This is a genomic window from Nonomuraea sp. JJY05, assembly GCF_043496855.1.
GTDB lineage: Bacteria > Actinomycetota > Actinomycetes > Streptosporangiales > Streptosporangiaceae > Nonomuraea.
The window spans coordinates 165,877-190,293 of the sequence record NZ_JBIEIS010000021.1 but is presented as its reverse complement, the minus strand read 5'-3'; the positions used below and the strand labels follow the sequence as shown (position 1 = coordinate 190,293).

The 24,417-nt window shown below is 70.3% G+C and carries 24 protein-coding genes; 8 read left to right on the top strand and 16 right to left on the bottom strand.

What is annotated here, in order from left to right; translation table 11 throughout:
* The first annotated feature begins 16 nt into the window (after positions 1-16).
* Positions 17-1,129 carry a DNA glycosylase AlkZ-like family protein gene (locus ACFKCF_RS31655; RefSeq protein ID WP_394498918.1) on the top strand — a complete coding sequence of 371 codons (1,113 nt, stop codon included), beginning with the start codon at positions 17-19 and terminating at the stop codon, positions 1,127-1,129.
* Between the two features lie 314 nt (positions 1,130-1,443).
* Here ACFKCF_RS31655 and ACFKCF_RS31650 read toward each other — a convergent pair whose 3' ends face one another.
* Both ACFKCF_RS31650 and ACFKCF_RS31645 read right to left on the bottom strand, forming a co-directional pair.
* Complete coding sequence (locus ACFKCF_RS31650; protein ID WP_394498917.1) at positions 1,444-1,692, bottom strand: hypothetical protein; 249 nt, start codon at positions 1,690-1,692, stop codon at positions 1,444-1,446.
* 100 nt (positions 1,693-1,792) lie between these two features.
* Complete coding sequence (locus tag ACFKCF_RS31645) at positions 1,793-2,881, bottom strand: MFS transporter (RefSeq protein ID WP_394498916.1); 1,089 nt, start codon at positions 2,879-2,881, stop codon at positions 1,793-1,795.
* Between the two features lie 81 nt (positions 2,882-2,962).
* Here ACFKCF_RS31645 and ACFKCF_RS31640 point away from each other — a divergent pair, with 81 nt between their 5' ends.
* Positions 2,963-3,412 (top strand): hypothetical protein, encoded by a 450-nt coding sequence (locus ACFKCF_RS31640; RefSeq protein ID WP_394498915.1) that lies wholly within the window; start codon positions 2,963-2,965, stop codon positions 3,410-3,412.
* A 45-nt stretch (positions 3,413-3,457) separates the two neighbouring features.
* On the opposite strand, the gene ACFKCF_RS31635 is transcribed toward ACFKCF_RS31640, so the two are convergent.
* The 3 genes from ACFKCF_RS31635 to ACFKCF_RS31625 are packed head-to-tail and all read right to left on the bottom strand — an operon-like array spanning position 3,458 to position 4,336.
* Entirely contained in the window at positions 3,458-3,586 is a 129-nt protein-coding gene (locus ACFKCF_RS31635) for a hypothetical protein (protein ID WP_394498914.1), read from the bottom strand.
* A gap of 19 nt (positions 3,587-3,605) precedes the next feature.
* On the bottom strand, positions 3,606-3,815 hold the full coding sequence (locus tag ACFKCF_RS31630; RefSeq protein WP_394498913.1) for a hypothetical protein: 210 nt from the start codon (positions 3,813-3,815) through the stop codon (positions 3,606-3,608).
* The gene (locus ACFKCF_RS31625; RefSeq protein WP_394498912.1) at positions 3,794-4,336 is read right to left on the bottom strand and encodes a hypothetical protein; all 543 of its coding nucleotides are present in this window, start codon (positions 4,334-4,336) and stop codon (positions 3,794-3,796) included. The genes ACFKCF_RS31630 and ACFKCF_RS31625 overlap by 22 nt, the downstream gene beginning before the upstream one ends.
* A gap of 159 nt (positions 4,337-4,495) precedes the next feature.
* On the opposite strand from ACFKCF_RS31625, the gene ACFKCF_RS31620 reads away from it, so the two are divergent.
* Together ACFKCF_RS31620 and ACFKCF_RS31615 are read left to right on the top strand one after the other, a co-directional pair.
* Entirely contained in the window at positions 4,496-4,939 is a 444-nt protein-coding gene (locus ACFKCF_RS31620) for a carboxymuconolactone decarboxylase family protein (protein WP_394498911.1), read from the top strand.
* 300 nt (positions 4,940-5,239) lie between these two features.
* Positions 5,240-5,407 carry a hypothetical protein gene (locus tag ACFKCF_RS31615; RefSeq protein WP_394498910.1) on the top strand — a complete coding sequence of 56 codons (168 nt, stop codon included), beginning with the start codon at positions 5,240-5,242 and terminating at the stop codon, positions 5,405-5,407.
* A gap of 86 nt (positions 5,408-5,493) precedes the next feature.
* On the opposite strand, the gene ACFKCF_RS31610 is transcribed toward ACFKCF_RS31615, so the two are convergent.
* From ACFKCF_RS31610 to ACFKCF_RS31600, 3 genes are read right to left on the bottom strand one after another with little or no spacing between them, the layout of a single operon-like run.
* Positions 5,494-6,114 (bottom strand): pyridoxamine 5'-phosphate oxidase family protein, encoded by a 621-nt coding sequence (locus tag ACFKCF_RS31610; RefSeq protein ID WP_394498909.1) that lies wholly within the window; start codon positions 6,112-6,114, stop codon positions 5,494-5,496.
* A 48-nt stretch (positions 6,115-6,162) separates the two neighbouring features.
* On the bottom strand, positions 6,163-7,236 hold the full coding sequence (locus tag ACFKCF_RS31605) for a PrsW family intramembrane metalloprotease (RefSeq protein WP_394498908.1): 1,074 nt from the start codon (positions 7,234-7,236) through the stop codon (positions 6,163-6,165).
* A 57-nt stretch (positions 7,237-7,293) separates the two neighbouring features.
* Positions 7,294-8,505: an amidohydrolase gene (locus ACFKCF_RS31600; protein ID WP_394498907.1), complete on the bottom strand. Its 1,212-nt coding sequence runs from the start codon at positions 8,503-8,505 to the stop codon at positions 7,294-7,296.
* 113 nt (positions 8,506-8,618) lie between these two features.
* Between ACFKCF_RS31600 and ACFKCF_RS31595 the strand changes: the two genes are divergently transcribed.
* Complete coding sequence (locus ACFKCF_RS31595) at positions 8,619-9,083, top strand: PPOX class F420-dependent oxidoreductase (protein ID WP_394498906.1); 465 nt, start codon at positions 8,619-8,621, stop codon at positions 9,081-9,083.
* Here ACFKCF_RS31595 and ACFKCF_RS31590 read toward each other — a convergent pair.
* Positions 9,034-10,443, bottom strand: coding sequence for an MFS transporter (locus ACFKCF_RS31590; protein WP_394498905.1), 1,410 nt, complete (start codon positions 10,441-10,443; stop codon positions 9,034-9,036). The genes ACFKCF_RS31595 and ACFKCF_RS31590 overlap by 50 nt on opposite strands.
* A gap of 159 nt (positions 10,444-10,602) precedes the next feature.
* On the opposite strand from ACFKCF_RS31590, the gene ACFKCF_RS31585 reads away from it, so the two are divergent.
* Positions 10,603-11,421, top strand: coding sequence for a glycerophosphodiester phosphodiesterase (locus ACFKCF_RS31585; RefSeq protein ID WP_394498904.1), 819 nt, complete (start codon positions 10,603-10,605; stop codon positions 11,419-11,421).
* Between the two features lie 235 nt (positions 11,422-11,656).
* Here the strand turns inward: ACFKCF_RS31585 and ACFKCF_RS31580 are convergent, their stop codons facing one another.
* The 4 genes from ACFKCF_RS31580 to ACFKCF_RS31565 all read right to left on the bottom strand — a co-directional run bounded on the left by ACFKCF_RS31580 (position 11,657) and on the right by ACFKCF_RS31565 (position 16,734).
* Entirely contained in the window at positions 11,657-14,479 is a 2,823-nt protein-coding gene (locus ACFKCF_RS31580; RefSeq protein ID WP_394498903.1) for a vitamin B12-dependent ribonucleotide reductase, read from the bottom strand.
* Entirely contained in the window at positions 14,476-14,931 is a 456-nt protein-coding gene (gene nrdR / locus ACFKCF_RS31575; RefSeq protein WP_185078046.1) for a transcriptional regulator NrdR, read from the bottom strand. Before nrdR ends, ACFKCF_RS31580 begins: the two co-directional genes overlap by 4 nt.
* A gap of 985 nt (positions 14,932-15,916) precedes the next feature.
* Positions 15,917-16,228 (bottom strand): LysM peptidoglycan-binding domain-containing protein, encoded by a 312-nt coding sequence (locus tag ACFKCF_RS31570; RefSeq protein ID WP_394498902.1) that lies wholly within the window; start codon positions 16,226-16,228, stop codon positions 15,917-15,919.
* 167 nt (positions 16,229-16,395) lie between these two features.
* A complete protein-coding gene (locus ACFKCF_RS31565) occupies positions 16,396-16,734 on the bottom strand; it encodes a hypothetical protein (protein WP_394498901.1) in 339 nt (112 codons plus the stop codon).
* Between the two features lie 733 nt (positions 16,735-17,467).
* On the opposite strand from ACFKCF_RS31565, the gene lexA reads away from it, so the two are divergent.
* Positions 17,468-18,175, top strand: coding sequence for a transcriptional repressor LexA (gene lexA / locus ACFKCF_RS31560; protein WP_364840369.1), 708 nt, complete (start codon positions 17,468-17,470; stop codon positions 18,173-18,175).
* A 697-nt stretch (positions 18,176-18,872) separates the two neighbouring features.
* Here the strand turns inward: lexA and ACFKCF_RS31555 are convergent.
* From ACFKCF_RS31555 to ACFKCF_RS31545, 3 genes are all read right to left on the bottom strand, one after another.
* Positions 18,873-20,312 carry a family 43 glycosylhydrolase gene (locus ACFKCF_RS31555; protein ID WP_394498900.1) on the bottom strand — a complete coding sequence of 480 codons (1,440 nt, stop codon included), beginning with the start codon at positions 20,310-20,312 and terminating at the stop codon, positions 18,873-18,875.
* A gap of 23 nt (positions 20,313-20,335) precedes the next feature.
* Positions 20,336-21,679: a glycoside hydrolase family 43 protein gene (locus tag ACFKCF_RS31550; protein ID WP_394498899.1), complete on the bottom strand. Its 1,344-nt coding sequence runs from the start codon at positions 21,677-21,679 to the stop codon at positions 20,336-20,338.
* 331 nt (positions 21,680-22,010) lie between these two features.
* Positions 22,011-22,856, bottom strand: a complete 846-nt coding sequence (locus tag ACFKCF_RS31545) for an aminoglycoside adenylyltransferase domain-containing protein (RefSeq protein ID WP_394498898.1) — start codon at positions 22,854-22,856, stop codon at positions 22,011-22,013.
* 65 nt (positions 22,857-22,921) lie between these two features.
* On the opposite strand from ACFKCF_RS31545, the gene ACFKCF_RS31540 reads away from it, so the two are divergent.
* The gene (locus ACFKCF_RS31540; protein ID WP_394498897.1) at positions 22,922-24,031 is read left to right on the top strand and encodes a MalY/PatB family protein; all 1,110 of its coding nucleotides are present in this window, start codon (positions 22,922-22,924) and stop codon (positions 24,029-24,031) included.
* Positions 24,032-24,417: the final 386 nt, after the last annotated feature.

Below are 24,417 nucleotides of genomic sequence, written 5' to 3'. Positions count from 1 at the left end.
GTGTAGAAGTGGACGCGTGACTACCAAGCTCACCTGGCCACAGATCCTGGCCTGGCGTCTGCGCAGACAGTTCGTGAGCGAGCCGGAGGCGCCCGATCCCGTGGCGGTCGCCCGGCGGCTGTGCGGCGTCCAGTCGCAGGTCGCCTCGTCGGCCCAGCTCGCGGTGGCGGTCCGGAGCGGCAGGCCCGACCCGGGCGGGATCGACCAGGCCCTGTGGAGCGACCGCACGCTGGCCAAGACGTGGATCATGCGCGGCACCCTCCACCTCGTCCCCTCCGACGAGCTGGCCGGCTACTGCGCGGCCCTGGGCACGTTGCGCTTCTGGGAGAAGGGGTCGTGGCAGCGCGGCCATGGTGTCACCGCCGACGAGATCGCAGCGATCATCGACGCGGTCCCCCGCGCCCTGCGCGACGGTACGCAGGGCGCGCGCTCCTTGGCCCTGACCAGGGAAGAGCTCGTCGATGCCGTGGTGGCCGTGACCGGGGACGCCCACCTGCGGGAGGCGCTCACGTCCGGCTGGGGTGCCCTGCTCAAGCCGCTGAGCCGCCTGGGCGAGCTCTGCTACGGGCCGCCCCGGGACGGCAGGGTCACCTTCACCTCCCCGCGCACCTGGCTCCCCGGATGGCCCGCCGCGCTGCCGCCGTACGAGGAGGCCGGGGTACGGGTGGCGCGCGCGTTCCTGGGCGCGCACGGGCCGGCGACGCCGGAGATGTTCGACATGTGGCTGTTCGGCGGGGTGGCGAAGAAGACGGTGCTGAAGGAGTGGTTCCGCGACCTGGCGCCCGAGCTGACCGAGGTGGAGACCGACGACGGCCAGAGGCTGCTGGCCTTGACCGAGCACCTCGACGACCTCGCCGCCACCCGCCCGTCGACCGAGGTGCACCTGTTGCCGGGCTTCGATCAATACATCCTCGGCGCCCCACGCGGCCTCGCCCCGCTGATCCCGCCGCCCCTCAAGCCCAAGGTGAGCCGCCAGGCGGGGTGGATCTCCCCCGTGGTCGTCCACGAGGGGCGGGTCGCGGGGGTCTGGGAGGCCAAGAACGGCCACATCACCGTCGACCTCGCCGCCCCGGTCCCTCCGGGTCCTCTCGAGGAGGCCATCACCCGCATCCGCCCCCTGCTCCCCTGACCCCGCTCTCCGCCTGGTTGGGGATGCCGTCGGGACGCCCGTCTCACCCCGCCCGTGCCGAGGACACCTCACCACCGCATACGCCGTCGCGCGGTGAGGAGCGAGGTGGCCCCGGCCCTGGGTGCTATCCCCTGTGAGCAACCCGCTCATCGCGAGGCGTCACCCCGAGGGCGAGCCGCCGCCTCTCGGAGCCGCCGCCCCGAGGCGAGCCGCCCAGTCGCCCTACCCTGAGGCGAGCAACCGAAGGCGAAGCTCCCCCCGGGGACGTCAGCCCTACCCGGAGCGGCCCAGCCGCGAGCCGGGTGGCGGGTGGGTCACGAGGTGGTGGCCATGATGCGGTCGACGAGGCCCTTGGAGCCTTCCTCGCGCGCACAATGCGCGCAGCAGTACCAGTGCTCGCCCGACTGCACCCCGTGCCCGATGACCTTGGTGCCACAGTGCTCGCAGATGGGCGCCATCGCCTCGATCGCACATTGGAAGCAGTCGAAGGTGTGCACCGCTCCCTGCGCATGCACCTCGAACGCCATGTCGTAGTCGTTTCCGCAGGTCTCGCAGACAGCCATGATGATCCCCCTTATAGTCCATCCGCCGGGGGGATACCCGGTTCCATGGCCTCTCTTCCTCAAAGAACCACCAATTTCCCCAAACGTCCCTAGAAATCGGTCAGGATCGGGCGAAGCGGGCCACCAGCGGCAGGCCCAGGAGGCCGAGGAGCGCCAGGGCGGACGGCAATCCGAGCCATCCGCTCAGAGCCGCGACGAGCAGCGGGCTGATCACGAACCCCGTGTACGAGATCGTCGACACCCCCCACACCAGCGTTCCGCTCGGGTCGTCGGCGGCGGCCCGGCTGAGGAGCGCGGGCACCAGCGGGCCCAGCGCCAGCCCGGTCACCGCGAAGCCCGCCATGGAGGCGAGCACGGTGCCGCCCAGTCCCGCCAGGGCGATGCCCGCGCCGCCACCCACCCCCGCCACCAGGTACAACGCCCGCAGCGGCACGTGAGGCAGCGCCTGCACGACGAGACGACCGACCGTCAGCGCCGCCATGTAGACGGAGGGCGCGGCGCTCGACACCAGGGGCGTGGCCCCCCGGTGCTCCTCCAACAGCAGCACCGACCACTGCTCGACCGAGTTCTCGACGACCAGGACGCAGGCCGCCAGCGTGCCCAGCACGATCGCCGCGCCCCACAGCCCGCGCTTGTCCGGGCCGTCGGACGGGGCGGCCTCTTCCGCGCCCACGGGCAGCGCCAGCACCGTCAAGGAGGTGGCGATCACGATCACGGCGATGATCACAAGGACGGTGCCGACGCTCAGGCCCAGGGATCGGGCCAGGCCGGTGGCGGGGGACGCCGCGATGACCGCGACCGGGAAGGCCGCGTGGACGGGCTGGAAGAGGCGGCGGCCGGTCTCGCGCTCGGCGCGCCCCGTGGCCAGGTTCAGCGCGATGTCGAGCGCCCCGCTGGTCGCTCCCACGAGCAGCAGCGACAGCGCGAGCTGCCAGGGCGTCGCCACCAGCCCGATCCCGGCCACGCTGAGCCCGAACAGCGCCGTCGTCACCAGCAGGGCGGTCCGCTCGCGACCCCGTGCCAGCCGCCCGGCCAGCGCCATCGCCGGCAGGGCCCCCACAGGTACGGCGCTCAGCGCCAGCCCCAGGTCCCCCGCCGAGATGCCCAGCTCCAGCTTGACGGCAGGCAGGAGGGCCGACCAGGAGCCCCAGAACACAGCCCAGGCCGCACACACCGCGATAAGCGGCATTTACCACAACCCCTTGAAATTTCGGTCAAGGCACAGTAAAGATCAACGTTGTCCTTATTACCCTCTGCCGAAGGGAAGCACGTGCTCACCCGAACGGTCATCGCGACGGCCTTGGTCGCGGCCGGGATCGCCGCCACCCCCTCCGCCGCGTACGCGGCCACGGCCCGCTACACCCCCGAGCGCATCTGCGGCCCCGGCTTCCACCGTGTCGACGACGGCCATCGGGCGATGAAGACCCGCGAGGGCGCGGTGCTCGGACATGTGTACCTGATGTACAACAAGCGCAGCGGCAAGAACTGCGTGACCGCCATCAAGAGCGCCTACACCGGCGTCCGCACGGTCACCGGCGCCTACCTTGAGGTCAAGGGCGGCGGCAGGGCGGAAGACGTGCAGAAGTACCGCTTCTACGCCGAGACCGGCCGCATCGACGGCAAGTGGAAGTGCGTGAGGTACGCCGGCTGGACCCGCGACCCCGACAACCGCATCGAGGCCTGGGGCGGCCGCAAGACCTGGGGCAACTGCAAGGGCTGAGCTCCCCGATCACGGAGGGCGGGCGTCGCGCCCGCCCTCCGTCCGTCAGGGGCAGACGTTCCGGTACGGCACCCCGCCCAGGTGCCGGGCCCACTCATCGGCCGACAGCGAGCGCCCGGCCCGCGCGCACACCTCCTGCGCGACCCGCTCGCTCCGCACGGGAATGGCATGCATGTGTCCCGGCGTACAACGTCTACCCGTCCGCGCTGAACGCCAGCGACACCGCGTCCTCCCACAGCCGGTAGGACCCGCCGAGCCGCCGCCTGGCCTCGACGTCCCAGAGCTGGAGCGCGCCTTTCTCCGTGACGGAGGCCTGGGTCCTGCCGTCGGGTGAGAAGGCCAGCAGAAGGAGGTCGCCGGCGGCCCGGGGCAGGGCGGGGCTCAGCCGGGTCGGCCCGTCCACCGACCACAGCCCGATCCGCCCGGTGGCCGCCTCGTTCCGCTGCGGCTGAACTCGATCGCGTTCGCGGGCCCGAACCCGGCCCCCACGGGCTTGCCGGTGCGCAGGTCCACGAACCTGCCGCCGACCATCGACGCGTACGCCGTGCCGGCCGGCAGCACCGGCCCGCCCCGGTAGCCGGTGTCGGCCGAGCTCAGCAGGCGCCCGTCGGCGGCGTTCACGCCCGCGGGGTTCTGGGAGAACACGACGTTCGTCACCAGCCGCCCGTCCGAGGAGAAGTGCACGTCGGTGAAGGCGCCGGCCGGCCCGGACACCTGCGTCGACCAGAGCTTCGCGAGGGTCCGCACGTCCCAGAGCGCGATCGTGCCGTTGACGTCCGAGACGGCCAGCCCCGTTCCGTGGAACTCCTCGAGCTCCGCGTCGTCATCGCCGACGGGAAGGCTGCCGGTCTCCTTGCCCGCGCCCACGTCCCAGATCCGGAGCAGGTCGGTGGCCGGCACGCGAGCCGTGCAGAGCGACGACACCCGCCCGAGCCCAGCCGCCCCCCAGCCAGTAATCCCCGATGCGCTGGGGATCCCCCGCTCCAGCGCCTCCATGGCGGGTTAGATGGCACTTTCTTCGCGGAAGTTGTCACAACTGGACGGCCTGCCCCGTCCTCCTACAAACGAACTGAGGAGGAACACATGACCCAGCGGATCAACGTCGCCCAGCAGGTTCCGCAGGCGTACCACCACTTCCTGGCGGTGGAGAAGCTGCTGCACGAGAGCGAGCTGCCGACCACCACCCTCGGGTTGATCAAGCTGCGCGCCAGCCAGATCAACGGCTGCGGCTACTGCGTGGACATGCACAGCCGCGATCTGAAGAAGTCCGGTGAGAGCGACGAGCGCCTCTGGTCGGTGGCCGCCTGGCGGGAGGCGACCGTCTACACGCCGGCCGAGCGGGCCGCGCTCGCGCTGACGGAGGAGGCGACCAGGCTGGCCGATCGTGCGGGGGTGCCGGACGAGGTCTGGGAGGAGGCCGCTCGGCACTACAGCGAGAAGCAGCTGGGACTGCTCATCGTGGCGCTGGCCATGATCAACGCCTGGAACCGCATCGGTGTCACGGCCCGGCTCACGCCCGGGGCATGACATTCGTAGAAATGCATTGAGAGAGCCGGTGGTGGCCCGTTAGGTTGGCGCGCATGGCGGGTGCCCGTCATGCCGCTGCCGAGCGGCGCGGACAGGCGGGGACGCGCTTCCGAAGGGGGAGGCCATGAAACGCGTCAAAGTCACGAAGACGACGACCAAGCGGATCCCGAAGCCGGCCGTGGAGCTGGACCTGCGGACCCCGTCGGGCCGCACGCTCCCCTACTGACGTGCTCTCTTTACGCGGGATTTATCAATCCTTCTGTAGATAACTAGATAACAAAGTCATCACGGGGGGCTTAGATGAAGAGGCTTGTGGTGGTGCCGCCACAGATCGCCAGGCACAAGGTCCGCGAGATGCGTTCGGCCGACCGCCGCAAGCAGCCCGCCGATCCCAAGGTGATCGACCTGCGGGCCTACACCGGCCGCAACGTCATCCGTTTCCCGGGCGGTCCCACCCCCGCCGCCTGAGAACGCCTGACGAACACCTGACGAGCGTCTGAGGAACGCCTGAGGACGACGCCGCCCGGCCCCAGGCCGAGCGGCGGGCTCGGAGGTCAGCGGTAGAGGCGCTCGGTGTAGGTCTCGCCGTAGTAGTTTTCGAGCTGTTCGAGGCTCTCCTCCACTTTCTGCACGTCCTTGACCAGCCTCGCGTGCGAGGGCAGGACCTCGGGCTCCCAGCTGTCCGGCTTCCACAGCGAGGAGCGCAGGAACGCCTTGGCGCAGTGGAAGAAGATCTGCTCGATCTCCACCACGAGCGCGAGGTGCGGGCGGTGGCCCTTCACGATCATCTCGTCGAAGAACGGGGCGTCGCGGAGGAGCCTGGCCCGGCCGTTGATGCGCAGGGTCTCGTGGCGGCCGGGGATCAGGAAGATGAGCCCGACGTGCGGGTTCGTGAGGACGTTGAGGAATCCGTCGGCTCTGCGGTTGCCCGGGCGGTCCGGGATGGCGATCGTGGTGTCGTCGATGACGTGGACGAATCCGGCCGGGTCGCCCTTGGGCGAGACGTCGCAGGCGCCCGCGTCGTCCGACGTGGCGATCAGGCAGAACGGGGAGGCCGCCAGCCACTCCCGGTCACGCTCGTGCAGCCGGACGCGGTCCTTGGTCGCCGCCCTCGGCATGACCTCGCCGAGCAATTCGCGTAGTTCGGCCTCGGACCCGATCTCCACCCAGCTCATCTGCTCTCCCTTCGGGGGTTCACCCCATTTTGACAGGGAGCGCGCGGGTCACCAGCGGCGGGCGTGGGCCATCAGGCCCAGGTGCGCGTCGCGTTCCACGGCGAAGCGGACCGGGTCCATGCCCTGGCGCTCGGCCCGCAGGTGCAGCATGGTCAGCTCGGTCGCCGCCTGCTGGTAGTCGCTCATGGCCCGGCCGAGCCCGGCGCCCCTGGCCCACTTGCGGGCGGCCTTGCGGCCGGACAGCGTGCTGAGCATTTTGACGTCGGCCTCCGTGATCAGCCCGGTCTGCTGGTAACCGGGCAGGTAGACGCCCATCCTGGTGACGAGCTGGCGGCGTTCGACGACGGTCACGGCGATCAGCAGGATGAGCGCCGCCATGATCACGAGGTACGCGGCGGCGACCCAGGCCAGGGAGCCCGTGGTGGCGGAGCCGTTCCAGAGGCCGTGCAGGAAGACCGCGCCCAGGTAGCCGAGCGGGATCGCGGCGAACCTGGCGGCGGTGCGCCTGGTCAGGGCGTAGGCGACGCCGAGGCCGATCATGGAGGTGTAGACGGGGTGGCCGAGCGGGTCGATGAGACCCCTGATGACGAACAGTTGCAGCGCCCCGCCGGCCCCGTCCTCGTTGTACGCGAGCAGGTAGTAGCCGACGTTCTCCACGGCCGCGAAGCCCAGGCCGGCCATGGAGGCGTACACGATGCCGTCGGTCAGCCCGTCGATCTCCTGCCGCCTGCGCAGGAGCAGCAGCAGCGCGGAGCCCTTGAGCGCCTCCTCGATCACGGGGGCCAGCAGGACGGTGCCCACGTCGTCGACGACCGCCTCGCCGAACCCGGCCCTGGTGAACAGCGCCTCCCCCGCGTACGACAGCGCGAGGCCCAGCACGATCGCCACCCCCGCGCCCCACGCGAACGCGAACGCCAGGTTCAGCTTCGGCTCGGGCTCCAGCCTGTCGAGCGAGAGCACGGCGGCCAGCAGCACGGGCAGCGGCGCCACGCCCAGCAGCGCGGACAGCCCGAACCCCAAGGGCCCGCCCGACAGCAGCATGAAGGCCAGCACGATCAATGCCAGGGCGCTGGACACGACCAGGCCGATCAAGAGTGCCTTGCTGGGACGCTGGACTGGCATGGGGGTGCCTCTCTTTCGCTGGTCCGACCACTATGCGTGACCCGCATCTACAGATGCTTAACGGTCGCTTGATTCCCGGTAGTACGGATCCGCCACGACGGCCTCGCCGTCGGCGTAGGTGTACACCTCCCGGCCGGAGACGTACACCCGCAGCGCCCGGCTCATGACGTCCAGCGGGTCCCCCGACCAGATCACGACGTCGGCGTCGAGCCCGGGGCGGAGCGCGCCCACCCGGTCGTCGATCCCCATGATCCGGGCCGGGTTCAGCGTGATCGAGCGCAGCGCCTCGGCCGGGTCCAGGCCCTCCTTGACCGCCAGCGTGGCCTGGTGGACGAGGAAGTGGATCGGCACGACGGGATGGTCGGTGGTGATGGCCAGCCGCACGCCCGCCCGCGCCAAAATGCCCGGGTTGCGCAGCGAGCGCCGGCGCAGCTCGACCTTCGACCGGCTGGTGAAGAGCGGGCCGATGATGACGGGGACGTCCCTGGCGGCCAGGGTGTCGGCCAGCAGGTGGCCCTCGGTGCCGTGGTTGACGATCAGGCGGTAGCCGAACTCGTCCGCCAGCCTGAGCGCGGTGGAGATGTCGTCGGCCCGGTGCGTGTGCTGGCACCAGGGCAGCTCACCGTCCAGCACGCGGACCAGGACCTCCAGCGTGCCGTCCCGGTCGAACGGCTTGCCCTCCTCGGCGGCCGCCGCCCGCTTGGCCTTGTAGTCCTGCGCCTTCATGAACGCGTCGCGGATCACGGCGGCCACGCCCTGCCGGGTGGACGGCAGCTTCTTCTGGTCGCCGTACACGCGCTTGGGGTTCTCGCCGAGCGCGCTCTTGACGCTGGCGGGCTCCTTGACCAGCATCTCGTCGACGGACCTGCCCCAGCACTTGATCGCGACCGTCTGGCCGCCGATCGGGTTGCCGGAGCCGGGCTTGATCACCGCGGTCGTCACCCCGCCGGACAGCGCGTCGGCGAAGGCCAGGTCGGCGGGGTTGATGGCGTCGAGGGCGCGCAGGCGGGCGCCGTTCGGGTCGGTCATCTCGTTGGTGTCCTGACCGGCCCATCCCTCGGCCTCCTCGTACACGCCGAGGTGCCCGTGGGCCTCGACGAAGCCGGGCAGCACCCAGCCGCCGGCGGCGTCCACGACGGGGGTCCCCTCGGGCACGGCCACGTCCCGGCCGACCGCCGCGATCTTCCCGTCCTGGACGAGTACGGTGCCGCTGTCGATGGGGTCGCCGTCGATCGGCACAACGTATCCGCTGGTAATAGCAAAATTCATGACTCGTAACCTACCGGTGGGCGGGTCTCCGAGCCCGTATGCACGGGGCCTCCAGGGTCAGGGTGACGTGAGGATAGGCTGATATTTCAGGATTGGTACGAGGGAGAGGATGCATGTCGGAAACGTACGGGCCAGGCGCGGGCCCGGCCCCCCAGTCCCTCGGCGACGAGGAGCTCTCGCAGCTGCTGGCCGGGCAGCGCTTCGGCGCGCTGGCGACGAACAAGAGCAGCGGCCACCCTCACCTGTCCACCGTCCTGTACACCTGGGACCCGGACCAGCGCGTGGTGCGGATCTCCACCATCGCCGACCGGCTCAAGGTCCGCCAGCTCCACAAGGACCCCCGCTGCGCCCTCTACGCGGCCAGCGACGACTTCTGGTCCTACGCCGTCGCCGAGGGCGAGGCGGAGCTGTCGCCGGTGAGCGACGAGCCGGGCGACGAGGTGGGCATGGAGCTCCTCGCCATGCAGGAGAACATCGACGACCCGTACGCCTTCCTGCGGCAGATGGTCGAGGACCGGCGGCTGGTGATCAGGATCCGCGTCTCGCGTTTGTACGGGACCGCCCTGCCCGTGTCGTGATGACGGCGCGGTGGCGGTTGTAGGCCACCGAGGCGATCACGACGAGGACGAGCCCCAGGTCGATGCCCGCCGACCAGCGCATGGCGGCGACGTGGTATCCGCCTTCCGCCGCCGCGAAGAAGACCGCGCCGATCACGGCCACGCCGCCCGCGCCCGCGAACTGCTGCGCCGTGCTGAGGATGCCCGACCCGATGCCGGCCTGGTGCGGGGCGACCTCCACCAGCGCCGCGCCGATGAGCTGCGGCAGGACCAGCCCGTTGCCCGTGCCGACGAGCATGAGCGCGGCCATGATGTACGGCAGGCCCAGCCCCGCCCCGGCCACCATCAGGGCCAGTCCGAGCCCGATGATCACGCCACCGATCAGAACGACGACCAGCCCGTACCTTCTGACCAGTCGCGTCCCCAGGATCGACGTGACCGAGAACAGCACCCCCATCGGCGCGAACGCCAGCCCCGCCTGGAAGGCCGTCAGCCCCAGCCCGCCCTGCAGCAGCAGCGTCAGCGTGAACATGAACGAGGCGAAGTACGCCATGAACGCGACGATCGAGCCCACGCCCGCCAGGTAGGAGTGGACCTTGAGCAGCGCCAGGTCGAGCACCGGCTGCCCGCCGCGCGCCCCGAGCATCCGCTGCCAGCGCCAGGTCAGCACGAACACGGGCACCGCTGCCCCCATGCTGACCCATGCCCAGATGGGCCAGCCCAGACTGTTGCCCAGGCCGAGCGGCACCAGCACCAGAGCCAGCCCGGCGGCCAACCCCGCCGCACCCGGCACGTCGAGCCTGGCCCGCCGGGCGGTCTCCACCTCGGGCAGCAGCCAGACGGCCAGCGGCACCACGATCAGGCCGACGGGCAGGTTGATCAGGAAGATGACCCGCCAGCCGAGCCCCAGCGCGTCGGCGGTCAGCAGCAGGCCGCCGAGCACCTGGCCCGCGATCGAGCCCAGGCCGCCGGCGACGCCGTACCAGCCGAGGGCGTGCGCCCGCTCCGACGGCGAGTAGACCGCGGAGATCATGGCCAGCACCTGCGGCACCATCGCCGCGCCCGCCAGGCCCTGGAGCAGGCGGGCGGCCACGAGCTGGACCGGGTTCACGGCGATCCCGCACAGCACGGACGCGATCGTGAACGCGACCACGCCCCAGATGAACAGCCGCCGGTAGCCGTAACGGTCGCCGAGCCGGCCTCCGGTGATCATGCCGGCGGCGTAGGTGAAGGCGTAGCCACCCACGATCAGCTCCAGGGCGGCCGGGCCCGCGTGCAGGTCGCGTTCGATGGAGGGAGCGGCCACGTTGACCACGAAGAAGTCGAACTGGGCCATGAACCAGGCCGCCAGGATCACGGCCAGCATCCCACCATGCTTCACGACATTCAGGCTAGAACTCCATGATTCGCTCCCCCGGCACGGGGGGTCGCGTGTCGAATGCTCATCGGTCGGGCACCGGGCGGCTACTCTGCCATCAACTGCCAGTCATGAGGTCTGGTCATCGTCGAGTCGACTGCCTCTCCCCACCCGAGGAGACCCATGTTCAGGCGACTCGCCGCCATGATCGCGATCTCGTCCACCCTCCTGACGACCCCTGCCGAGGCGGCCACCGCCGTCGCCAACGTCGCCCACCGGGGCGCCTCCGCGTACGCGCCCGAGAACACCGTCGCCGCCTTCGAGCTGGCCGACCAGCAGCGGGCCGACGTGTTCGAGCTCGACGTCCAGGAGACCAGGGACCACGAGCTGGTCCTGATGCACGACACGACCCTGGCCCGCACCACCGACGTCGAGCGGGTCTTCCCCGGTCTGGCGCCGTGGAGGGTCGGCGATCTCACGCTCGCCCAGATCCGCAGGCTCGACGCCGGCTCGTGGTTCTCCGACGAGTACGAGGACGAGCGGGTGCCCACGCTCGACGAGGCGCTGAGCGAGATGAGCGACTCGGGGCTGGACCTGCTGCTGGAGATCAAGGCTCCGGAGCTCTACCCCGGCATCGAGGCCCGGGTCGCCGCCGAGCTGCGCCGCCATTCCGGCTGGCTCGCGCAGGGGCGGCTGGTGGTGCAGTCGTTCAGCTGGGCGTCGATGCGGACCTTCCACCGCCTGCTGCCCGGCGTGCCGATCGGGCTGCTCGGCACCCCGTCCAGCGCCGATCTGCCGGGGCTGGCCAAGTTCGCCGACCAGATCAATCCGCCGTACAGCTCGTTGTCGGCCTCGTACGTACGGCGCGTGCATGCCCTCGGGATGCAGGTGCTCGCCTGGACGGTGGACAACCCGGACACCATGCGCCGGATGCTGGACTACCGCGTGGACGGCATCATCACCAACAAGCCGGACGTCCTGGACGAGCTACTGAGCGGCTGAGGCGGCTCAGACTTTGAGGCGGCGAGCACGGTCCGGCGCCCACCATGGGCCCGCACGTCCCGCGCGCGCCGTCACGGCGGTCGAGGGCCGACTACCAGCCGCCAAGATCCGGGTCGCGCATACGCACGGGTCGACCCGGCCCTCTCGGTACGTCTCCCAGGCCACGGGTCAGCTCGGCCCGGGGCGGGGGCGGACCGAATCGGGCTCGCCCCCGCCCCGTCAACCGATCTCGTGACTAGCTGCAGCCGCTCGTGGAACCGCAGCCCTCGCAGACGTAGCAGCTCCCGGCCGGCCGCATCTTGGTGCCGCAGGTCATGCAGAGCGGCGCGTCAGCCGTGAAGCGCTGGTGGCTCTCCAGCGTCAGCTCCTTGACCGCCGGCGACTGCTCGGCGGCCTCCACCTTCGGCTTCTCCTCGATGGGCGCCGACTGGGCCAGCGCCTCGCGGTCCACCGTCTCCTGCAGCGCCGCCGGGTCTTCGCCGCGCTGCTGCGCGGCGCGCTCGGCCGCCGAGAAGATGCCCAGGGCCGCCCGCTCCTCGTAGGGGAGGTGGTCGAGGGCCAGGCGCCGGAAGATGTAGTCCATCACCGACGTCGCCATCCGGATGTCCGGGTCGTCCGTCATCCCGGCCGGCTCGAACCGCATGTTGACGAACTTGCTCATGTACGTCTCGAGCGGCACGCCGTACTGCAGGCCGATGGAGATCGCGACGGAGAAGGCGTCCATGACGCCCGCCAGCGTCGAGCCCTGCTTGGACATCTTGAGGAAGACCTCGCCGAGCCCGTCGTCAGGGTAGGACGAAGCGGTCATGTAGCCCTTGGCGCCGCCCACCGTGAAGCGGGTGGTCATGCTCGGCCGCTGGTTGGGCATGCGCCGCCGGGTCGGCCGGTTGACCTCGATGACCTTGACCTCGGGCTCCTCCTTGGCGGCCTCTTCCTTCTTGGCGCCGTTGCCGGCCGACAGCGGCTGGCCGACCTTGCAGTTGTCGCGGTAGACGGCCAGGGCCTTGAGCCCCAGCGTCCAGCCCTCCTGGTAGACCTGCTCGATGTCGTCGATCGTGGCCGACTCGGGCAGGTTGACCGTCTTGGAGATGGCCCCCGACAGGAACGGCTGGGTGGCCGCCATCATGCGCACGTGGCCCATCGGCGCGATCGCCCGCTCGCCCATCGCGCAGTCGAACACCTCATAGTGCTCCTGGCGCAGGCCGGGCGCGTCGACGACGTGGCTGTGCTCGCCGATGTACTCGACGATGGCCTCGATCTGCTCCTGCTGGTAGCCGAGCTGCTTGAGCGCCCGCGGGATCGTCTGGTTGACGATCTGCATGGACCCGCCGCCGACGAGCTTCTTGAACTTGACCAGCGCCAGGTCCGGCTCGATGCCGGTGGTGTCGCAGTCCATCATCAGGCCGATGGTGCCCGTGGGGGCCAGCAGGCTGGCCTGGGCGTTGCGGTAGCCGTTCTTCTCGCCGAGCTTGAGGCACTCCGACCACTGCCGGGACGCCTCGGAGTGGATCTTCGCGTCCATGGAGCCGACGGTGCGCAGGTCGTCGTTGGCCGCCGCGTGCTTGCGCATGACGCGCTTGTGCGGCTCCGCGTTCCTGGCGTACCCGTCGTACGGGCCGACCACCGCGGCCAGCTCGGCGCTGCGGCGGTAGGACACGCCGGTCATCAGCGACGTGATCGCCCCCGCCACGGCGCGGCCGCCGTCGGAGTCGTAGGCGTGGCCCGTCGCCATGAGCAGCGCGCCGAGGTTGGCGTAGCCGATGCCGAGCTGGCGGTACGCCCGCGAGGTCTCGCCGATCTTCTCGGTCGGGAAGTCCGCGAACGTGATCGAGATGTCCATCGCGGTGATGATCAGCTCGGTCAGCTTGACGAAGTTGGGGACGTCGAAGGTGTTGTCGTCCTTGAGGAACTTCAGCAGGTTGATGCTGGCCAGGTTGCAGGAGGAGTTGTCCAGGTGGACGTACTCGGAGCACGGGTTGCTGGCCGTGATCCGCCCCGTCTCGGGGGTGGTGTGCCAGTCGTTGATCGTGTCGTCGTACTGCACGCCCGGGTCGGCGCACTCCCAGGCGGCCTTGGCCATCTTGCGGAACAGCTCCCGGGCGTCGACCGTCTCGATGACCTCGCCGGTCAGACGGGCACGCAGGCCGAACTTCTCGCCCTTGTCCACCGCCCGCATGAACTCGTCGGAGACGCGCACGGAGTTGTTGGCGTTCTGGTACTGGACGGAGACGATGTCCTTGCCGCCCAGGTCCATGTCGAAACCGGCGTCACGCAGCGCGCGGACCTTGTCCTCCTCGCGCGCCTTGGTCTCGATGAACTCCTCGATGTCGGGGTGGTCGACGTCGAGGACGACCATCTTGGCCGCCCGGCGGGTGGCGCCGCCGGACTTGATCGTCCCCGCCGACGCGTCGGCGCCGCGCATGAAGCTCACCGGGCCGCTGGCCGTGCCGCCGCTCGACAGCAGCTCCTTCGAGGAGCGGATGCGGGACAGGTTCACACCCGAGCCCGAGCCGCCCTTGAAGATCACGCCTTCTTCCTTGTACCACTCGAGGATCGACTCCATCTGGTCGTCCACCGAGAGGATGAAGCAGGCGCTCACCTGCTGGGGCGACTTGGTGCCCACGTTGAACCAGACCGGCGAGTTGAACGCGAACACCTGGTGCGCCAGCGCGTGCTTGAGCTCGTGATCGAAGATCTCGGCGTCCTCGTCGCTGGCGAAGTAGCCGTGCTCGATGCCGGTGCGGGTGTAGACGCCGACGACCCGGTCGATCAGCTGCTTCAGGCTCCACTCGCGCTGCGGGGTGCCCACGGCGCCGCGGAAGTACTTGGTGGTCACGATGTTGGCCGCGTTGACCGACCAGAACTCGGGAAACTCGACGCCCCGCTGCTCAAAATTGACCGAGCCGTCGCGCCAGTTCGTCATGACGACGTCGCGGCGCTCCCACTGGATCTCGTCATACGGGTGCACGCCGGGCTTGGTGAAGATCCGCTTCATCTTCAGTCCCTTACGCGGACGCTTACCCCCGCGCGCGACTGAACCGCTGGCCGTCTCCGTCATGACTCCCCCTTCTCCGCCTTCAACTGTGAGATCTCGGCCTCGAAGTCCGCCAGGCTCTCGAAACCGCGATACACCGATGCGAACCGCAGGTAGGCCACCTCGTCGAGGTCCCGCAACGGGCCCAGGATGGCCAGCCCCACCTCGTTGGAGGGGATCTCGGCCGCGCCCTTGGCCCTGATGGCCTCCTCCACCCGCTGCCCGAGCTGCGCCAGCGAATCCTCGCCCACCGGTCTGCCCTGACACGCCCGCCGCACGCCCGCGACGACCTTGTCCCTCGAGAACGGCTCTGTCACTCCGCTGCGCTTGCTCACCATCAGCAGTACGGTCTCCTGCGTGGTGAACCTGCGCCCGCACTCGGGACAGGTGCGGCGTCGCCTGATGGCCGCGCCGTCATCCGTGGAGCGGCTGTCGATGACCCTCGTGTCAGGGTGGCGACAGAACGGACAGTGCACGCTTTTCGCCTCCTAGACCTACGGCCACCACACACCGCCGAACCGCCGTCACGGGACGCTCGCGCACGCTCCACGGCTAGCCGTAGAGCGGTACATAAAACACAAGGTGTGGTGAACTACATCGGTGTAACTACTAGATGTTGTGGTCCAACCGTAGAAGCGCGCGACCATGAACGCAAGTTGAGCAAGCCCATCGAACCGAAGTCGCTGATCAGCCCGCAGTCACCACCGGGGCTCGGGCGTGTCGCCCGTCGAGGTGATCTTTCTGCTGCTGGAGGCATCACATGAGGTACTTACGCACCCATTCGTGAACAAACCTCACAACGATACCCAATCCCACGCCTCCCCCCACCAGTCCCCATCACCGCGCCACCTCGCGCAGGCCCTGCAACGGCCCCGACACCCCCGCCGATAGCCCACGCCACAGACCACCCGCTCCCTTGCCAACCACCCCGACACCGCCAACGATCCCCTGGCCGACTGATCCCATGGCCCGAACCGACTCCATCGCCAGGTAACTCCGCACCCGAGGGTGGCACCCTCGCCAGCCGGGTCACATCCCGGCAGCCTGACCGCACTTGGCCCCAGGCTTAGCCTCGCGAGTTCAGCGGACGCACACCCCAACCGGCCTCGCACCCCAACCGGACGCACACCCCAACCGGCCTCGCACCCCAACCGGACCGTCGGCCCAGGCGCTCTCATAATCCCAGCGCACTCCCGGGACGGGCGCACTCGCGGACGAGGCGGACCGGCGACCCAAGCGGACCGGCAGCCCTGGCGCTCTCATAATCCCAGCGCACTCGCGGACGAGGCGGACCGGCGACCCAAGCGGACCGGCAGCCCACGCGAGCTCTCAACCTGAGCCCACTCCCGGGAGTGGCGCAGTCGCGGGCCGGGCGGACTGGCCACCCAAGCGGGACCGGCAGCCCACGGGAACTCACAACCCGGGCGACGTCGCGAGCCGGGCGGACCGGTGGGCCGGTGGTCAGCGTAAAGCGGCGGTGTCGCTCGGGACGTACAGGCGGGTGCCGGGGCGTATGAGGGAGTCGGGCAGGCCGTTCAGCCGCTTGATCTCCTCCACGACAGGGCCGGGATCGTCCCCCTGGGAGAGCGCCTCCCCGATGGCCCAGAGCGTGTCACCCTCGCGCACCTCCACCCACGGCAACCCCGCATGGCTGGTCACGACGACCTGCACCGCCGCCTGCCCCACCGCACGCGTACCGAGCCAGAACCCGCCGAGCGACAGCAACGCCACGGCGGCCACCAGCACGACCCGCCCGCGCCGGGTCAGCCGCAACGGCGGAGCGGACCGCCGACGTACCCGCGCCAACGCCCGCCGCGCGCGCCACCTCGCCACCCGACGGCCCCACCACCGCGATCCCCAGCGTCCGCCACCTCCACCGCGCCGAGAGCGGCCACCCCGGACGACGCCTCCCCGCGCAGCCCGGTCACCCCCTCGAGCACCTACGACAGCGCCCCGAACGCCCCTCCCGGCACCCTTGACACCACCTCTCCGAACACCACGAACGCCTCCCCCAGCGCCCAGCGGCCCGCGAACGTCACCCCTCGCAACCTGCGCGGGGCCCACACCGCCCCCGGCACCACGGGCCTTTCCCACGGCACTCCGGGCAGGGCCCCGGGGACCGCGAACGCCTTCCCCAGTGTTCCGGGCCAGGCCCCGGACACCGCGAACGCCTTCCCCGGAGCCCCGGACACCACCCCCGGGACCGAGAGCCTTGCCTCCAGCGCCCCGAGCACTGCGGGCGCCTTCCCCCGTGACCTGCGCGGGGCGTCGAGTGCCACGTCCGTCTTCCTCGGCTGCCTGGACACCGCCCCGCGAATCAGCGCCCGCGATGCCGCCCCCTGCTCCTTTCGTTCCGGAGCCTCCTGGGCCGCGCGCACGCGACCGCTCGCCCCCCGCAGGGGCGCGTGCACCCCGATCGTTCACCCTCGTCCCCCGCCCAGCGTCGGCGCCCCCGCCCGAGCGCCGTTGGCCTGTGTTTGCGCCGGATCTCCGGCCGGCCACCGTCTCGTCGCCCTCGTCCGCACGGGCTCCTCCCCTGCCCGGCGGTACGGTGGCGTCCGCGTCGGCGCCAGGACGCGGCGGCGGCACCAATCGCAAATGGGGCCTTCCACCATGAGTCATGCGGGGCCCCAACCTCTTCCCCGAATTCTCGCGGGAACCGGCCTCAGTCCGCGTATTGTCTCCCCGTCGATCGTTACCCTGCGTGGCGTCGGCGATGAGTGTGAGTCGTTTGGCGTCTTGGCTGGTCGTGTCGGTATTTGTGGGCGTTCGCATGGTTGACCTCCTGCCGTGCGGCCCGAGGAAAAGGCCAAATAAAGATCAGCAAATCGAACACGGTGTCGATCGAACTCCCGTACGATGTTGTACACCACGCTGGCGACAATTTCGAGGAAGACTCGAACAATTGTTTGAAGATGATCTTCAACAGCGATACGGTCGCTGTGTGCGACATCGGGACCACAGACCGGGAGGTACGCCGGTGAGGCGGGCCGCCAGGCGAGGAGGAAGAGCATGAGCGAGCAGGATGGCGCAAACGGGGTCAGCGACCTCGCGGTGCGCCGGCGCGACTCTCTGGGCCTGACACCCAGGCAGCGCAAGATCCTTGAAGTCATCCGCGACTCGGTGCAGCAGCGCGGCTATCCGCCGTCCATGCGCGAGATCGGCGAGGCGGTGCAGCTGACCAGCACGTCGAGCGTGTCGCACCAGTTGACGGCGCTTCAGCGCAAGGGTTACCTGCGTCGCGACCCGCACCGGCCGCGCGCGCTCGAAGTGCGCCTCCCGGGCGAGCCCGTGCTGTGGGTGGACCCTGACGCGACCGACGAAGAGCCCACGATCAACCGCCCCACGGCGGCCTATGTCCCGCTCGTCGGCCGCATCGCCGCCGGTGGTCCGATCCTGGCCGAGGAGAGCGTGGAAGACGTCTTCGCGCTGCCCAAGCAGCTCGTCGGCGAGGGCACGCTGTTCCTCCTGCAGGTCAGCGGCGACTCGATGATCGAGGCCGCCATCGCCGACGGCGACTGGGTGGTCGTCCGCCAGCAGCCGGTGGCGGAGAGCGGTGACATCGTGGCCGCCATGATCGAGGGCGAGGCCACCGTCAAGACCTTCAAGCGCAAGGACGGCCATGTCTGGCTCGTCCCCCACAACCCCAACTACGAGCCCATCCCCGGCGACGAGGCCAGCGTCCTGGGCAAGGTCGTGGCGGTCCTGCGCCGGCTCTAGCAGCGGTCAGGGCCGTAGGGGTCTCGGGCGCGCGTCATACCGCTCGCGCCGCGTTCCGGCGCGCGCCGAAACACACCGCCCCATGGGCTACATACGTACGGTTCCGCCTCGCCCTCGGGCCGAAGTCACGTCACCGACGGACCCAGCGGGGAACGCCACGGCCACCGCAACCGAACCGTCCGCGGGCGCCAGGCAGACCCATGTCGTCGATCGTGGCACGTCACGACCACCCAACGCTGCCACCGGCGTCGACCTCGGCACCGCACTGTATCGCCACCTGGTCGCCGGACGTCGTTACCGACATTGGCGGCCGAACTCGGTCTCGGCACCGCACCATGGCGCCACCTGGTCGCCGGACGTCGTACCGACATTGGCGGCCGAACTCGATCTCGGCACCGCACCATGGCGCCACCTCCCCTCCTTCGTCGCACCCGCAGTGTCCGGAAGTCGCCGCCTCCATGACCGCCTGACGAAGAAGCCCCGGCGCTCACAAGCCACCCGCAACGTCCCCTCAGCAACGCCCGATGAGAAACCACCACGCCAAAAGCGGCACCGCCGCGCCGCAGGAGCAGCCGCTCGTGCGTGCGCCCAGCGCAGATGTGGGAAGTCGCCGTACCGCGGGGTCCAGCCCGAGCCGGACCCCGGACTGGCTCACCCGGCCCGACGTGCGCCGCGGGCTCGCCGCGGTGGCCCCGGCTCACTCCGGCACGAAGCTCGCGCTGCCCTTGAAGGCGCTCGACCCGTCGCTCTGCTCGACCCACGCCAACCCGGCCCGATGTCGCACGAAATAGCCGGGAAAGTTCACCGACTCCAACGAGAGCGTGCCGGAACCCGACAGCCCGGTCCGGCGGACGAAGCTGGCGTCCGCGTCGAAAAGGCTTGTCCCGTCCCGCCGTTCCACCCACGCCTCGTGGTTCCGGTGCCGCAGGTAGTACCCGGGGAAGCCGGTCGATTCGAGCGAGACCGTCCCCGAGCCCGACAACCCCGTGACCAGCCGGAACTGGGAGTCGGCCAGCGGCGAGACGTTGGCCTCCAGCCTCACCCGGTAGTCGCGGTGGCGCAGCGCCTGCCCCGGCGTGTCGTACGACATCAGCCGCACCGGCGTCGCCCCGTCGGGCACCGGGAGGCCGAAGTCCGGGGTCCCGTCCGCTCGCCAGTACACCTTCTGCACCCGGGTACGCCGGTTCGGGTCGTTCAGCGGGTCGCCCGAGATGTCGCGGTAGTTCCGGTCGTGGTAGACGAGGAGATCGCTCTGCCCGTCCTCGGACGTGGTGAAGGAGTTGTGGCCGGGCCCGTACTGGCTGGTCGCGGCGCTGCTGGCGAAGACAGGGCTCTGGCTCTTCGTCCACGAGGACGCCTGCAGCGGGTCGGCCGAGGCGGAGGCGGTCAGCAGGCCGAGGCAGTAGTTGGCGTCGGTGGCGCTGGCGGAGTACGTGAGGAAGAGTCGCCCGTTGCGCTGCAGCACCGAGGGCCCTTCGGCCACCTTGTAGCCGCGCGTCTCCCAGGCCAGCGTCGGAACGGTCAGCCGAGTCGTGACGCCGGTGATCGTCCAGGGGTTGGCGCCCGTGCGCGCGATGTACAGGTTGGAGTTGGTGGCGATGCCCGGCTCCTGCTGCGCCCACAGCAGGTAGCGCACGCCGTTCGCGACGAAGGTGGTGGCGTCCAGGGAGAAGGTGTCCCAGGGCGTGGCGATACGGCCGCGTTCGGTCCAGGAGCCGGTCAGCGGGTTGGCGGCGGAGCTCTCCAGCACGTACATGCGGATCCGCCAGACGTCGTCGGCGCGTCCGGCCGCGAAGTAGACGTACCACTTGCCGTTGACGAAGTGGATCTCCGGCGCCCAGATGTGCGCGCCCATCTCGCCGGTGGCGTGCTTGCGCCAGATGACGGTCTCCGGCGCGCTCGCCAGCCCCTGGATGGTGGTGGCGCGGCGCAGCACGATGCGGTCGTACTCCGGGACGGTGGCGGTGAAGTAGTAGTAGCCGTCGGTGTGGCGGAAGATGTGCGGGTCGGCGCGCTGGGCGGCCAGCGGGTTGGTGTACTGCACGGCGGGCGAGGCGTGCGCGGGGCCCGGCGACAGCAGGTCGGCGATCACGATGAGCAGCGTAACCACGGCGATCGCGGCGGATCTCGCGGGCATGGGCTCGTTCTCCCGTTCCAGGCTCAGGCCAGCGGTGACGTGATCGTGAACGAGGCGTCGGAGGCGAACACCGACGTCGACTCCCGCAGGTCCAGCCGCATCTCGTAGTTGTAGTGGCGCAGGTAGCGGCCCGGCAGGTTGTACGACTCGAACGAGGTGGTCCCGCCGCCCGCCAGCCCTGCCCGCCCGCAGAACGTGGCGTCGCCCCTGAAGATCGCCGAGCCGTCGTCGCGCTGCAGGGTCAGCCGCAGGTTGTAGTGCCGCAGGTAGTAGCCGGGCCGGTCGACCGACTGGAACGAGTAGCAGCCGGAGTGGGCGAGCCCGGCGGTGACGGTGAACGTGGCGGACCGGCGGTCGGCCGCCGAACTGGAGGCGGACAGCGGGTCGACGTAGGCGAGCTGGTCGCGGTGGCGTACGTACCGGTCGGGGAAGTTGGCCGAACGCAGGGACCGGTTGCCGGTGGGCACGGCGGTCGCGTCGCCGGAGTCCTCCCGCAGCACGGTGAAGTGCCTGGCTGTCCCGGACAGGCCGGGCAGTTCGACCTTAATCCCGAACGACGCCAGGTTCGAGCTGTCGGCGTAGTAGTAGCGCCCGCCCGTGTAGTTGTCGAAGTAGATCCGCCACCTGCCGTCGGGCAGCCGCGTCAGCGCCGGGCCCTCCAGGCCGGAGCCCCAGCCCGCCCAGTTCCCGGTGCCGGTGAACGTCCACGGCCCGGTGAGCGAGGTGGCGGTGGCGTGCTCGATGTACTTGGTCGTCTCGTTTTTCAGGAAATTGTGGTACGTGGAGCCGGCCTTGACGACGAAGCTGTCGATGTAGTTCGCGGGGATGCCCAGCGGCGTCGGGGCGCTCCACGACGACAGCGCGCTGTTGGTGGCGCTGATCCGGTACGGCCTGAACTGCCCCGCCGTACCCGTCGTGGACGCCGAGAAGATCACGTGCACGCTGCCATCGGAGTCCTTGAACCACTCCGGGGCCCAGGTGCTGCCGGTGGCGCCGTTCAGCCCGACGGTGACGTTACGCAGGAACGTCCAGGTCACGGCGTCGGCGCTGCGGGCGAAGCCGATCGTGTCGCCGGTCCAGTTCGTCGTGTGAACGAGGTAGTAGTAGCCGTCGGTGTGCCGCATCACGCTCGGGTCGCGGATCAGGCCGGACGGCGGCGTGTAGGCGTTCGCCCTGATGAGGCTGTAGTTCGTGGCGTTCGCCGAGTCGTAGACGTACATGTTCGACTGACTGCTGTTGGTGAACGCGGTCATCAGGTAGTGCGGCGCGGGTCCGACGGCATGGGCGGGCGGCGCGAGCGCGACGGCCGCGAGGGCGACGAGCAGGGCCACGAGTGCCCGGCGAACGCTTCGGGGTGTACGGCGCATCCGGCGGTCCTCCGCGATGTTAGCGTTAACAGCAGCCCGCTCGTGTGGCGGCGCGGTGATTGGCGTTTCGCGCGTATTCGTATCCCGGGGGCGGAACGGCGTCAATGCCCGGCTACCGGGGTTGCAGTTTGCGTGCGGCACCAACCTAAGCTCCCGCGCCGCGCCTGCCGCGCCATGCCGCGCCGCTCTGCACCGCCCCCTGCCATGCCGCGCGCGCCGTACCACGCCGTGCTGTACCACGCTGCGCGCAACCGAGCCGCACCCAACCGAGCCGCACCCAACCGAGCCGCACTGGAACGCGCCGCGCCCAGCCGCGCCGGTTCGGGGGCTTCTATCGGGCGGCGTACAGCTCGTGGGCCGCCATGATCACCTGGTCGGCGAAGGCGAGCACGTCACGCCGCCGTTCGAACGGCGAGCCGTACAGGGACTTCCGGGGTGTGCCGAAGTGCTCGCTCAGCCCGCTGACCGCTCCCGAGAGCGTCGGCAGCGCGGTCTCGTCCTCCTCGCGCAGGCGCAGCGCCTCGTTCACCACCCGGTGCCAGCGCTCCGGGAACACCGCCAACGCGTGCTGCCCGGCTCCCGACTTGGAGGTGATCTCGCCGGTCGCCAGCGTGTAGTGCAGCCGGGCGACGCCCGTGACGACCCACACCGTGTTGTAGCCGCCGAGGCAGGCCAGCCCCCAGGGCGAGGCCAGGTGGGAGGCCCTGCTCACCAGGCGGCGCCAGTACCGGTCGAGGTTCCCGTCGGTCCAGGCCGCGAGGGCGGCTGGATCGTGCCAGATATCGAGCTCGTCCGGCTTGGGTCCGCGACAGGTCAGACCGTTCTGGGCCAGTGTGTGCCATGTGACCGGGTTGAGGCTGCCCCGGGGGTTGATCTTCCCCGCGTGCGCCCGGGGGCGCGTGCCCAGCTCCGCGGGGTCCTGGCTGAGGTCGTCCCACGTGAGGTAGCAGCCCTCGAACGGGTACGCGCCCAGCCGGGCATGAATGCGCTCCACCACCTCGAACGGCGCCTCCGAGGCCGTCACCGCGACGAAGTCCACGTCACTCGCGCCCGGCCGGTAGTCGCCCAGCGCCGCCGAGCCCTCCAGATAGAGACCCTCCACCAGCCCGGGAGCCTCCGCGTCGGCCACCGACAGGTAGGTCTCGACAATGGCATCGACCTTGGGGTTAGACATCATCGCCGTCCAGCCTCCCATAAGCGGCCTCGCCACCTCATCACAATCGATAATCCTAGAATTGCCGCGTGAATGAGGCATATACCCCTGAAGACCTCAAGACATCCCACGATGGCATCAAGTGGTCAGAAGTCGCACCGGGCGTCATCCCCGCCTGGGTGGCCGACATGGACCTGTCCACCGCTCCCGAGGTGATCGAGGCGCTGCGGCGGCGGGCCGCCGGAGACCTGGGCTACCCGACCTGGCTCGAACAGCCCTCAGCCGGGCCGCTGGCCGAGGCGTTCGCCGAACGCATGGCGAACCGGTACGGCTGGCAGGCCGACCCCTCGCTCGTGCGCTCGTTCAACGACCTCAACCAGGCCCTCCAGGTCCTCCTCCAAGTCTGGACCCGGCCGGGCGACGGGGTCGCGTTGCACACGCCGGCCTACCACCCGTTCCTGGACACCCTGAAGGTCATGGAACGTCCCCTTCATCCGATCCAGCTCGAGCCCGACGGGGACTCGTGGCGCTTCGAGGTGCCCGACCTGTCGGGCTGCCGGGTGCTCCTGCTCGTCAACCCGCACAACCCGACCGGCCGCTCGTTCACCCGCGAGGAGCTGACGGAGCTGGCCGAACACGTCGAACGCCACGACCTGCTGGTCATCGCGGACGAGATCCACGCGGACCTCACCTTCGAGCCGCACCGGCACATCCCGTTCGCCACGATCCTGCCCGAACGCACCGTCACGCTCACCTCCGCCACGAAGGCGTTCAACCTGGGCGGCATCCGCTGCTCGGTGGCCCACCTGGGACACGCGGGCGTCCGCAAGGCGCTGGAGGCGCAGCCGCCCTTCGTGTACGGCTCGGCGAACCTCTTCGGCGTGGAGGCCACGGTGGCGGCGTGGCGGCACGGGGACGCCTGGCTGGACTCGACCCGCGCCCTGCTGGACCGCAACCGCCGCACGATCGCCTCCCGGCTGCCGGCATCCGTCGGTTATCGGGTTCCGGAGGCCACGTACCTGGCGTGGCTGAACGTGGGGCGGCCGGGCATGGCGGAGGTGTACGAACGGGAGGCCAGGGTGCGCCTGGTCGACGGCGCGGTCTTCGGACCTGGCGGCGAGCACTACGTCCGCCTGAACTTCGCCACCACGGAGGCGATCCTGGCCGAGATCCTCGACCGCCTGGCCCAGGTGTCCTGACCCGGTGGCGTGGCGGGATCACACTGCACTCCCGCCACGCCGCCCAGCTGGGTGGTGATGGAGCCGCGCCACAGGACACGCACCCACCACACCGGACAACGGCCGGCACCCAGGCGTGGGCGACCCAGCGGCGGGACGGGACGGCGGCACGGCGCGGGGGCGCGGCGGGGCGGCGGCGGGGCGGGGTGGGGTGGCGGCGCGGAGGCAACCGGCACGGGGCAGCTGCGGGGTGTCATGAGTGCGGAGGGCGTCGCGTGCGGCCCGGCACCGGGGCGGGCAGGGCGGCGACGTGGGCACCTCAAGTCGGCATGGGCATGAGGCGCAGGGGGTGGCCCCGACGGCGGCGGCGGGCGGCCAAGAGCCGGTCGGGGCGGCGCATTGGGAGG